This is a genomic window from Klebsiella sp. KE9456 (assembly GCF_043832615.1).
Taxonomy (GTDB): Bacteria; Pseudomonadota; Gammaproteobacteria; order Enterobacterales; family Enterobacteriaceae; genus Klebsiella; species Klebsiella indica.
Window position 1 is genome coordinate 17202 of record NZ_JBDYQK010000038.1, and the last position, 9828, is coordinate 27029.

12 protein-coding genes and 2 tRNA genes are annotated in these 9828 nt (G+C 50.1%); 6 read left to right on the forward strand and 8 right to left on the reverse strand.

Annotated elements, in window-relative coordinates:
* Nucleotides 1–46 precede the first annotated feature (46 nt).
* Nucleotides 47–817 carry an amidohydrolase gene (locus ABK821_RS23910; protein WP_138363003.1) on the forward strand — a complete coding sequence of 257 codons (771 nt, stop codon included), beginning with the start codon at nucleotides 47–49 and terminating at the stop codon, nucleotides 815–817.
* Nucleotides 818–922: 105 nt separating this feature from the next.
* Here the strand turns inward: ABK821_RS23910 and ABK821_RS23915 are convergent, their stop codons facing one another.
* Both ABK821_RS23915 and ABK821_RS23920 read right to left on the reverse strand, forming a co-directional pair.
* The gene (locus ABK821_RS23915) at nucleotides 923–1174 is read right to left on the reverse strand and encodes a GntP family permease (protein WP_241675669.1); all 252 of its coding nucleotides are present in this window, start codon (nucleotides 1172–1174) and stop codon (nucleotides 923–925) included.
* Nucleotides 1171–1464 carry a GntP family permease gene (locus ABK821_RS23920; RefSeq protein WP_241675666.1) on the reverse strand — a complete coding sequence of 98 codons (294 nt, stop codon included), beginning with the start codon at nucleotides 1462–1464 and terminating at the stop codon, nucleotides 1171–1173. The genes ABK821_RS23915 and ABK821_RS23920 overlap by 4 nt, the downstream gene beginning before the upstream one ends.
* On the opposite strand from ABK821_RS23920, the gene ABK821_RS23925 reads away from it, so the two are divergent.
* Nucleotides 1451–1981 (forward strand): CBS domain-containing protein, encoded by a 531-nt coding sequence (locus tag ABK821_RS23925; protein ID WP_343179071.1) that lies wholly within the window; start codon nucleotides 1451–1453, stop codon nucleotides 1979–1981. The genes ABK821_RS23920 and ABK821_RS23925 overlap by 14 nt on opposite strands.
* Before the next feature lie 160 nt (nucleotides 1982–2141).
* On the opposite strand, the gene ABK821_RS23930 is transcribed toward ABK821_RS23925, so the two are convergent.
* Nucleotides 2142–2218, reverse strand: a tRNA-Asp gene (locus ABK821_RS23930).
* 132 nt (nucleotides 2219–2350) lie between these two features.
* Entirely contained in the window at nucleotides 2351–3082 is a 732-nt protein-coding gene (gene dnaQ, locus ABK821_RS23935; RefSeq protein ID WP_206665984.1) for a DNA polymerase III subunit epsilon, read from the reverse strand.
* 65 nt (nucleotides 3083–3147) lie between these two features.
* Between dnaQ and rnhA the strand changes: the two genes are divergently transcribed.
* Nucleotides 3148–3621, forward strand: a complete 474-nt coding sequence (rnhA, locus tag ABK821_RS23940; protein WP_138363000.1) for a ribonuclease HI — start codon at nucleotides 3148–3150, stop codon at nucleotides 3619–3621.
* Here the strand turns inward: rnhA and ABK821_RS23945 are convergent.
* Nucleotides 3618–4340: a class I SAM-dependent methyltransferase gene (locus ABK821_RS23945; protein ID WP_138362999.1), complete on the reverse strand. Its 723-nt coding sequence runs from the start codon at nucleotides 4338–4340 to the stop codon at nucleotides 3618–3620. The genes rnhA and ABK821_RS23945 overlap by 4 nt on opposite strands.
* A 33-nt stretch (nucleotides 4341–4373) precedes the next feature.
* Here ABK821_RS23945 and gloB point away from each other — a divergent pair, with 33 nt between their 5' ends.
* Together gloB and mltD are read left to right on the forward strand one after the other, a co-directional pair.
* The gene (gloB, locus tag ABK821_RS23950) at nucleotides 4374–5129 is read left to right on the forward strand and encodes a hydroxyacylglutathione hydrolase (RefSeq protein ID WP_138362998.1); all 756 of its coding nucleotides are present in this window, start codon (nucleotides 4374–4376) and stop codon (nucleotides 5127–5129) included.
* Nucleotides 5130–5200: 71 nt separating this feature from the next.
* On the forward strand, nucleotides 5201–6571 hold the full coding sequence (gene mltD, locus ABK821_RS23955) for a murein transglycosylase D (protein WP_138362997.1): 1371 nt from the start codon (nucleotides 5201–5203) through the stop codon (nucleotides 6569–6571).
* 55 nt (nucleotides 6572–6626) lie between these two features.
* Here the strand turns inward: mltD and ABK821_RS23960 are convergent, their stop codons facing one another.
* Both ABK821_RS23960 and ABK821_RS23965 read right to left on the reverse strand, forming a co-directional pair.
* Nucleotides 6627–7397 (reverse strand): class I SAM-dependent methyltransferase, encoded by a 771-nt coding sequence (locus ABK821_RS23960; protein ID WP_138362996.1) that lies wholly within the window; start codon nucleotides 7395–7397, stop codon nucleotides 6627–6629.
* Nucleotides 7398–7480: 83 nt separating this feature from the next.
* Entirely contained in the window at nucleotides 7481–8278 is a 798-nt protein-coding gene (locus ABK821_RS23965; RefSeq protein ID WP_138363030.1) for an endonuclease/exonuclease/phosphatase family protein, read from the reverse strand.
* A gap of 345 nt (nucleotides 8279–8623) precedes the next feature.
* On the opposite strand from ABK821_RS23965, the gene yafC reads away from it, so the two are divergent.
* Complete coding sequence (yafC, locus tag ABK821_RS23970; RefSeq protein WP_343179072.1) at nucleotides 8624–9526, forward strand: DNA-binding transcriptional regulator YafC; 903 nt, start codon at nucleotides 8624–8626, stop codon at nucleotides 9524–9526.
* A gap of 182 nt (nucleotides 9527–9708) precedes the next feature.
* Here the strand turns inward: yafC and ABK821_RS23975 are convergent.
* Nucleotides 9709–9785, reverse strand: a tRNA-Asp gene (locus tag ABK821_RS23975).
* Nucleotides 9786–9828: the final 43 nt, after the last annotated feature.

Here is a 9828-nt window from a genome sequence, read left to right on the forward strand (position 1 = left end):
TGTTAAAGTCATTATTATTCATCTCATCATACTGGAGTTCACCACTGTGCCCGGACTGAAAATCACTCTTTTACAACAACCACTGGTATGGATGGATGGTCCCGCCAATCTGCGCCATTTCGATCGTCAACTGGAGGGGATTACCGGGCGTGATGTCATTGTTTTACCTGAAATGTTCACGACGGGTTTCGCCATGGAGGCGGCCGGGCGCTCGTTATCGCAAGAGGAAGTGGTTGCCTGGATGGAAGCAAAAGCCACGGAGGCTAATGCGTTGATTGCCGGCAGTGCGGCGCTGCAAACAGAACGCGGGGCTGTTAACCGATTTTTGTTGGTTGAACCTGATGGTAAAACCTATTTCTATGATAAACGGCATCTGTTCCGCATGGCGGATGAACATCATCATTACGAGGCCGGTAACCAGCGGGTGATTTTTGAATGGCGCGGCTGGAGAATCCTGCCGCTGGTATGTTACGACCTGCGCTTTCCCGTGTGGTCGCGCAACCGTAATGACTACGATTTAGCACTTTATGTGGCTAACTGGCCTGCCCCACGCTCGATACACTGGCAATCGCTACTGCTTGCCAGAGCAATCGAAAATCAGGCCTATGTTGCGGGCTGCAATCGCGTCGGTACCGACGGCAACGGCCATCATTACCGTGGCGATAGTCGGATCATTACCCCGCAAGGGGAAATTATTGCTACCGCAGAACCGCATCAGGCGACCCGTCTTGATGCGGAGCTATCGTTAACCGCGCTTAATGAGTATCGTGAAAAGTTCCCGGCCTGGCAGGATGCCGATCCTTTCAGGCTGGAATAACCCAATAGCCAAAGGGAGAGCGGAACACTTTGAGATGGCTGATAAAGAGGGAAAACCACGCCTTTCCCCCTCTTTGTTTTTTTGTCTATCGCAAATAGCCAGTGCTCAGAAAAATACAGCGTTAACAATCAATAACGTGACAGAACCGACAGCCCACAGAATGGTGGTAGTGATGCTCCATACCCGAATTTGCTCCTGCACTTCAGTTACGCCAAGTGAACGGTTTACCACCCAGAAGTAAGCATCATTAAAGTAAGAAAACATAAATGATCCTACTGTACATCCAAGACCAGCGATCACGGGATCGACACCAAGTGTACCGATCATCGGCGCAGTAATGCTGGCTGCGGTGATCATTGCCACTGCGCCCCCTGCCACACTCCTGCCTGGCTCTCCGCTATTCCGGTTTCGCGACAAAAAGTAGCCGCCAGGATTAACACTATCGGCACCAACAATGGCGCGAATGAAACCGTTACCCTTGGCAGTTTCTCATCTTCCTGCATGTCGATCGCTTCCGGTAGCAAGCGCTCCCTTAAAAAGCCTTCGTCATCAGCCATCGGCACGATATAAATGCGTTTGCCCAACCATGTGGTATACAGAAAACCACAGAGAGTTACCGGGATCGCCACCAGCATGCTCCAGAGCATGAAAGTGCCGATCGGCATATCAAACGGCGAGGCTACCCTCGCCGTTATCCTGATGCAAATCCGAAAATTCAACAAAGAGGATTTTGCCTTTTATCATCCGGGCGGCTCACTGGGAAAACGCCTGTTGACCTACGTCAGGGACGTGATGAAATCCGCGAAAGATTGCTGTGCCGTTCAGCCGACGACCACTATTCTCGATGTTTTATTCGCCATGACATCCAGCAAAACTGGTGCGGCTTCTGTCATCAACAAACAGCAGAAATTAATCGGCATCGTCACCGACGGAGATATTCGTCGTTATGTGATGTATAACAATTTACATTTGACCGATCCGATCAGCGAGGTGATGACTCACTCCCCGGAATGGGTATTTGAAAATGAACTGGTTGAAGTCGCTTTGCGGAAAATGCAGCAAAAGCACCCCTCTTCGGTCACCGCCTTACCTGTTGTCGACCGGGAAAGAAAAGTATGTGGGATGCTTAATATTTCAGACCTGATGAATCAGGGTTTTTTATAACAAAGCCGCGTTCGTCCTGTTGGTGCTGCCTGCGATTATCACAGCAGGCTTTGAGATAGGGGAAATCAGCAATCCGAACAACGATTCAGGACGAAAAAAACCGCACAATATAAATTGTGCGGTTCTTAAATCAGAATGTTTGAAACACTCTGATGAAATGTGGCGGAACGGACGGGACTCGAACCCGCGACCCCCTGCGTGACAGGCAGGTATTCTAACCGACTGAACTACCGCTCCACATACTGTCCCCTTGGGAACGAGGCGAATATTACGGATTCCCCTCTACGGCGTCAACGCTTTTTCTTCATTTTATAATTGCTTGCTGCAAAAATCGCCCGCCAGACTATTTTTAATACATTTAACAACGCGTCAGGCCCGCCACAGGCAGTTGCCGCCTTTCTTTTGTACCAAATCGAGCCGTGATTCATGATTAACCAGCTCTTCATCGGAGGCATAAATCACGCGAAGTTTACTGGCAGCACGAACAAGACGCTGTATCCCCATTTCTCCGGCCTGCTGCTGCTCTTCTCCTTCCATTGAAAAAGCCATGGTGGTCTGACCGCCGGTCATCATCAGATAGACATCGGCCAGGATCTGGGCATCGAGCAATGCGCCGTGCAGCGTTCGTTTACTGTTATCTATTTCATATCGCGAGCACAGCGCATCAAGACTGTTACGCTTGCCGGGAAACATTTTTCGCGCCAGGGCGAGGCTATCGGTAACTTTGCAAAACGTATCCGTTTTCGGAATTCCGCGGTTCAGTTTAGCGAACTCATAGTCCATAAAGCCGATATCGAACGATGCGTTATGGATGACCAGCTCCGCACCGCGAATGTAATCGAGGAATTCATCGACAACATCAGCAAACACGGGCTTATCCATAAGAAATTCGTCCGCAATACCGTGGACGCCAAACGCTTCAGGATCCACCAGTCGATCCGGCTTTAAATAGACATGGAAGTTATTCCCGGTCAGGCGACGGTTGATTACCTCCACTGCGCCGATCTCGATTATCTTGTGCCCCTCATAGTGCACACCAATCTGATTCATACCGGTGGTTTCAGTATCGAGAACAATCTGTCGAGTAATTGCAGTGCTCATAGCGGTCATTTATGTCAGACTTACCGTTTTACGTATCGATTTCAATTACAGGAAGTCTACCAGAGATGCTTAAACAGGTAGAAATTTTCACCGATGGTTCTTGCCTGGGAAATCCAGGCCCCGGCGGCTACGGTGCAATTTTACGCTATCGGGGGAAGGAAAAAACCTTCAGCGAAGGTTTTTTCCTTACAACAAATAACCGCATGGAGATGATGGCGGCCATCGTCGCCCTGGAAGCGCTGAAAGAGCAGTGTGAAGTCATTCTCAGCACCGACAGCCAGTATGTAAGACAGGGGATTACTCAATGGATCCACAACTGGAAAAAACGTGGCTGGAAAACTGCGGACAAAAAGCCAGTCAAAAATGTCGATCTCTGGCAACGCCTGGATACCGCCCTGGGGCAACACAAAATAAAATGGGAATGGGTCAAAGGCCATGCCGGACACCCTGAAAACGAGCGCTGCGACGAACTGGCGCGCGCAGCAGCAGCAGCACCTACTCAGGATGATACCGGATATCAGACACAGACAGAGGGTTAATTCTGCCTCTTGCGCCACTGTCGTGTGGCGCCCACCACCTGGCGTATCCGGTTTTTCGCTTTGCTTGATTTCATGGGATTCAGCGTCAAGGGGATCGTGCGCTTACGCGCGATAATCAATTGCAAACATCCCAACGCAGGGAGATGCGTACTAAGCAATTTTCCCCCATAACGAGACCACGGCAGAACCTGATGACGACCATAGTGTAAAACCTCAAAATTAAGTAACGCCAGCCAGTCCATCTGGCGCATTAGCGTAAACATGCGACTGTTATACGGACACTTATTGCGTAATACAGGTGCCAGCTTGCGCAACCCCATCAGACTCACAGGGTTAAAACTGGTTAAAATTATCCAGCCATCATCAATTAACACTCTGTCAGCTTCTCTCAGCAGACGATGCGGATCATTACACCATGGTAAAGTGTGCGCCAGCAGGCAGGCATCAACGGATTTCTCCGCAAAGGGGAGATGGAGAGGATCCGCCATTACCTGCATCGGATTGCCCTGTAAAGAGACATTGACCTGATGAGAAATAGCGCAAGACTCAGTATTGATTTCCGCGCTCAGATTGCCAATCTTAAGTAAATGAAAGCCATATAATTTAGCCAGCCACGGTTTCATCTGCCGTTCCAGCGATTCGCGATAATATTCGCCCCACGGCATGCTGGACCAATGTTCAGGCGCTGTAACTGTATGAGGTATCCTTGCCGGCTTCATCGCAACCTTCCGCTACGCTTTAAGAGGTAATTTATGAATCTTATCAGTATTCCCGCATTGCAGGACAACTACATCTGGGTTCTTAGTGAGGATAGCGGACGCTGTCTGATCGTCGACCCAGGTGAAGCCGCTCCCGTACTGGCAGCAATCGAACAACATCACTGGCAACCGGAAGCTATTTTCTTAACGCATCACCACCACGACCATGTGGGCGGCGTAAAACAACTCTGTGAAGCGTTCCCGGCGATCACGGTTTATGGGCCAGCGGAAACCCAGAATAAGGGAACGACCCATGTCGTGGCTGACGGAGAAAGCATTTCCGTTTTGGGGCACGAATTTTCAATTTTTGCCACTCCAGGTCACACTTTAGGACACATCTGCTTCTTCACAAAACCTTATCTATTTTGTGGCGATACCCTGTTTTCCGGCGGCTGCGGCAGATTATTTGAAGGGACAGCAGAGCAGATGTATCAATCATTTAAGAAGATTAATGCGCTTCCTGAGGAAACGCTAATATGTTGCGCACATGAGTATACTTTAGCAAATATGAAGTTTGCATTAAGCATCCTGCCCCATGATAGAGATATAAATGATTACTATCGCAAAGTTAAGGAGTTACGCGCAAAAAAACAAAAAACGCTCCCCGTAACGCTGAAAAACGAGCGCCGTATAAATTTATTTTTACGCACAGATGATCATGATTTGATTCAAGAAATATCCAAAGAAACAAATTTGCAACACTCTGCAAAAAGATTTGCCTGGTTAAGGTCAAAGAAAGACGACTTCTGATATTTAATTCTTGTCTTCAGTCGACTTCACCGTTATCCTTGCTCGTCTTTTAAGCAACTATTGACACACACATGAAGGCACGAGCGATTTTACTCGCCTCTGTCCTGCTGGTGGGGTGCCAGGCATCTAAACATGATGGCACGGTACAACAGCGCGCACAGAGCCTTTCTGCAGCGAGTCAAGGGGATGCAGGCAAGTTCACAAGTCATGCGCGCTGGTTAGATGATGGAACCTTCTACGCGCAAGACCAGGATCTGTGGACGGCCATAGGCGACGAGCTAAAGATGGGAATTCCGGAAAATGCCCGGATTCGCGAACAAAAACAGAAATACTTAAGAAACAAGAGCTATCTCCACGATGTAACTTTACGGGCAGAGCCGTATATGTACTGGATAGCCGGGCAAGTTAAGAAACGTAACATGCCTATGGAGCTGGTATTACTACCCATAGTGGAGAGCGCTTTTAACCCATATGCGACATCTGGCGCTAATGCTGCCGGCATCTGGCAGATCATTCCGAGTACCGGGCGCAATTATGGTTTGAAACAGACTCACAATTATGATGCCCGTCGTGACGTCGTTGCCTCGACAACGGCAGCGTTAAACATGATGCAACGTCTGAACAAAATGTTCGACGGAGACTGGTTGTTAACCATCGCAGCCTATAACAGCGGCGAAGGCCGGGTAATGAAGGCTATCAAAGCGAACAAATCTCGTGGCAAGCCCACTGATTTCTGGTCGCTCTCATTACCACGGGAAACCAGAATATATGTTCCGAAAATGCTGGCACTGAGCGATATTCTCAAGAACAGCAAGCGTTATGGTGTGAAGCTGCCCACGGCAGATGAAAGTCGTGCACTGGCGCGCGTGCGCCTCGACACGCCGGTTGAGATTACACAGCTAGCCGATATGGCAGGAATGCCAGTAAGTAAGCTGAAGCGCTTCAATGCGGGCGTCAAAGGGCCAACACTTGGCGCGAATGGGCCAAAATACGTGCTGGTGCCGCAGAAACATGCAGCACAGTTGCGTGAGTCTCTGGCCTCCGACGATATTGCCGCTGTGCAGCCGACTCAGCTTGCGGATAACAGCGCGTTGATCAGCCGTAGCTACCGGGTGCGTTCTGGCGACACGATTTCCGGTATCGCATCGCGCCTCGGTGTATCGACGAAAGATCTGCAGCAATGGAATGGCATTCGCGGTTCAAACATCAGAGTGGGTCAGAATCTGGTGATTGGCGCAGGTACCAGTGCAGAGCGACTGGCAAGCAACAACAACGGCAGCATTACCTATCGCGTGCGTAAAGGTGATTCGCTGTCGAGTATTGCCCGGCGCCACGGCGTAAACATCCGTGATGTGATGCGCTGGAATAGCGATACTGACAACCTGAAGCCGGGCGATCAGTTGACGCTATTTGTGAAAAACAGCGACAGCCCAGAATCCTGATGATTCAGTAAACACAAAAAAGGCACCCACCCGGTGCCTTTTGTTTTTCTCTGCTTCAGAGAGCCTTGTGAGCCTCAAACATAATCGTATCGCTGGTAAACGAACCATCCTGCTGCAACGCAAAGTAAGCTTTAACCTCCGCCGATGCGCTCTCCTGATATAAGCGAATGGCTTCCACCAGCGCCGCAGGCGTTCGCATCCGTGCCACCCATGAACTGAACGCCAGCGGCAAACGGTCGGTCAGCAGATGATTAATCGCCAGTCCCGCCTCGTTCGCCATTGCCAGCCATTCACCGCTGGAATAGTTACGGACATGGGAAGTATCGCGCAGCGCCTCGACGGTCTGTAACCAGACATCGCGAACCGGATGCCCGGGGGACATAACATCCATAATAATCAGCACACCGCCTGGTTTCAGTACCCGCTTCACTTCACGTAATGCCTGTCCAACATCATGCCAGTGATGTGCAGAATAGCGGCTAATCACCACATCAAAGCTGCTGTCAGCAAAAGGCAAAGACTCGGCATACCCCTGCTGAGTCACAATATTAGCCAGACCTTTATCCCCGGCGGCCTGAACCACAACGTCCAGCATCTGTCTGGATAAATCATACGCCGTCACCTGCGCAACCTTCCCTGCCGCAGCAAAACTGGCATGTCCAGCGCCACATCCCATATCCAGCACCTGTGCCTGCGGGAAGTCAGCCAGCCTTTCGGCCAGGCGTTGCAGATCGCGCCCGGATGCGTGTACGGCGCTGGTCAGATAAGCGCTGGCCTGTGAACCAAACTGTTTTTCGACGTTGTCATGATGAGAGCGTGTTGTCATTGCATTTCCTTCGGCTATTTGAGTAATAAAGGCAGCACCAGGCTTACGCCGGCCTGCCCCGTGGCAGGCCTGACATACCTTAATTAATCAGGCTTGCCGGGACTAAATTCGACGAGTAGCGGGTTGTGATCGGAAGCACGCGTCACCAGGACGGAAGCATCGTGTACGCTTAATCCCCGGTAGAACACGAAATCGAGCGGACGGCCAAAAGTGCGGCGGCGCTGATCGTCAGAGAAGCGGACCTCACGCAGCGACATTTCACGCGCAAAGCGATATAAGGCGTTCATTCGCGGACGGCTCCAGGCATTAAAATCGCCCGCCATAATCACCGGCCCACTGTGATGGGCAATCTGGTCGCCAATCGGCAACAGTTGCTTACTGTAAACATCAACACCAATACTGAAGTTAACCGCATGAATATTCACTACCATCAACAGACGAGAATCCGGCAACGGATAAACGGTAACTAACGCCGATTTCGCCAGCCGAAGTATCGGCTCCCGTTCACGTAATGGGCAGCAATACACAGGGTGCGCAGAGGCTAACGTCATCACGCCAGAAGGGTGTTGAGGCAATACCAGCGCCGGAACCTGATCAGCGGCCAGATAATTAGAGGTGGCGAATTTTACTAATTCAGGCGTGGTTTGCGCTTCCTGTAACAGCACCAGATGCGCATCTTTGCCAAAATTATTAAGCACCGATTTCCACTCAGCGCGCTGCTGTTTGAAGATGTTCCATACCAGCACGCGGATTTTTTCATCCGAACTTAACGGCTCTCCGGCAGGAAAAACCGGCATCATGCCTGCAAACGCCCCCGGAGGTAAAATCCTCTCCGCTGGCTGTCCGGCAACAAAGCGCATGGCATAGGTATTCTTTCGCAATTTAGGCATCAAACCTCGATAACAGGAAACCAGCCTGACTGCGACTGGTTCTTCTGTTATAGGGATTTTTGTATACACTTTCAATGCAATTCACCAGAAACCTTGAATCTTCCACGTAAAAGCGCATAGCTCCCGACCAGGGCTTATTAAACGACACCTTTCATCCTTCCCGACACACAACACCCTAACGTTTTCGCCAAATTATATTCAGGGCGGAAGTATGGACAGTCGCCACCGAGGGATAGTGCTCCACATTGTCAGGATTCAGGTGACACCAGGTATGAAGAGGTGTTTAAATAACAAAACTAGTCAAAATAACCGTGTCGTTTTGCCACAAGAGCAATAATGAGAGCTACCTCAGAAGAAATCGCTATCTTTGTCGCCGTGGTAGAGAATGGCAGCTTTAGCCGCGCAGCGGCACAGTTAGGACAAGCCAATTCCGCAATCAGTCGGGCGGTGAAAAAGCTGGAAGCAAAACTCGGCGTAAGCTTGCTTAACCGCACTACACGCCAGCTAAGGCTGACTGAAGAGGGAGAGCGCTATTTCCGACGAATGCAGGTTGTACTTCAGGAGATGACCGCCGCCGAAAATGAGCTTCTGGAGAGTCGGACGACACCGGGAGGATTGTTACGCGTTGATGCGGCTACGCCAGTGATATTGCATTTCCTGATGCCATTGATAAAGCCCTTCCGTGAACGCTACCCGCAGATCAGCCTTACGCTCGTCTCATCCGAAACCTTCATCAATTTGATTGAACGAAAAGTTGATGTCGCCATTCGCGCCGGTACGCTGACTGATTCCAGCCTGCGCGCCAGGCTATTGTTTAATAGCTACCGAAAAATTATCGCGTCTCCGGACTATCTTGCACGTTACGGAACACCACAAAGCGTCGCTGAACTACAAAATCACCAGTGTCTGGGTTTTAGTGAACCTGTTTCATTAAATACCTGGCCGATCTCCTGTTGCGATGGTCAGTTACTGGAGATCAAAAGCGAGATATCGTCGAATAGCGGAGAAACAATCAAGCAGTTGTGTTTGGCCGGTAATGGTATCGCCTGCCTGTCCGATTATATGGTAGATAAAGAAATTGCCGGAGGTGAGTTTATTGAGCTACTGGCCGACAAACGACTGCCGATTGAAATGCCGTTTAATGCTGTTTACTACAGCGACAAAGCCGTAAGCACGCGAATAAGGGCATTTATCGATTTTCTCAGTGAACATGCGAAACAACTCCCTAAAGCGCTATAAAAGGGTTTTAGCGTACAGGGAGCGCATGATGCGAGTTTCCGGTTTAATCAAGCAATCGTTACCCGCCAGCACGGCACTCAAGTTGCTATCATCGAGTGACAAAATCCAGGTATTAATATGATCGCTAAATGGTATGCAAAAAGCAAAAAAGCCCTGAACAAACGTTCAGGGCTTTTAATAAGTGGCGGAACGGACGGGACTCGAACCCGCGACCCCCTGCGTGACAGGCAGGTATTCTAACCGACTGAACTACCGCTCCACCGAATACTTCTGCAACCACCGGTTTTATGCCCCGGTGTGAC

Coding starts and splice junctions, on each gene's coding strand:
- ABK821_RS23945 (WP_138362999.1), bottom strand. CDS start 4,340: ATGAAGCCGGCAAGGATACCTCATACAGTTACAGCGCCTGAACATTGG.
- ABK821_RS23915 (WP_241675669.1), bottom strand. CDS start 1,174: ATGATCACCGCAGCCAGCATTACTGCGCCGATGATCGGTACACTTGGT.
- ABK821_RS23925 (WP_343179071.1), top strand. CDS start 1,451: ATGCTCCAGAGCATGAAAGTGCCGATCGGCATATCAAACGGCGAGGCT.
- ABK821_RS23960 (WP_138362996.1), bottom strand. CDS start 7,397: ATGACAACACGCTCTCATCATGACAACGTCGAAAAACAGTTTGGTTCA.
- gloB (WP_138362998.1), top strand. CDS start 4,374: ATGAATCTTATCAGTATTCCCGCATTGCAGGACAACTACATCTGGGTT.
- ABK821_RS23920 (WP_241675666.1), bottom strand. CDS start 1,464: ATGCTCTGGAGCATGCTGGTGGCGATCCCGGTAACTCTCTGTGGTTTT.
- yafC (WP_343179072.1), top strand. CDS start 8,624: ATGAGAGCTACCTCAGAAGAAATCGCTATCTTTGTCGCCGTGGTAGAG.
- rnhA (WP_138363000.1), top strand. CDS start 3,148: ATGCTTAAACAGGTAGAAATTTTCACCGATGGTTCTTGCCTGGGAAAT.
- dnaQ (WP_206665984.1), bottom strand. CDS start 3,082: ATGAGCACTGCAATTACTCGACAGATTGTTCTCGATACTGAAACCACC.
- mltD (WP_138362997.1), top strand. CDS start 5,201: ATGAAGGCACGAGCGATTTTACTCGCCTCTGTCCTGCTGGTGGGGTGC.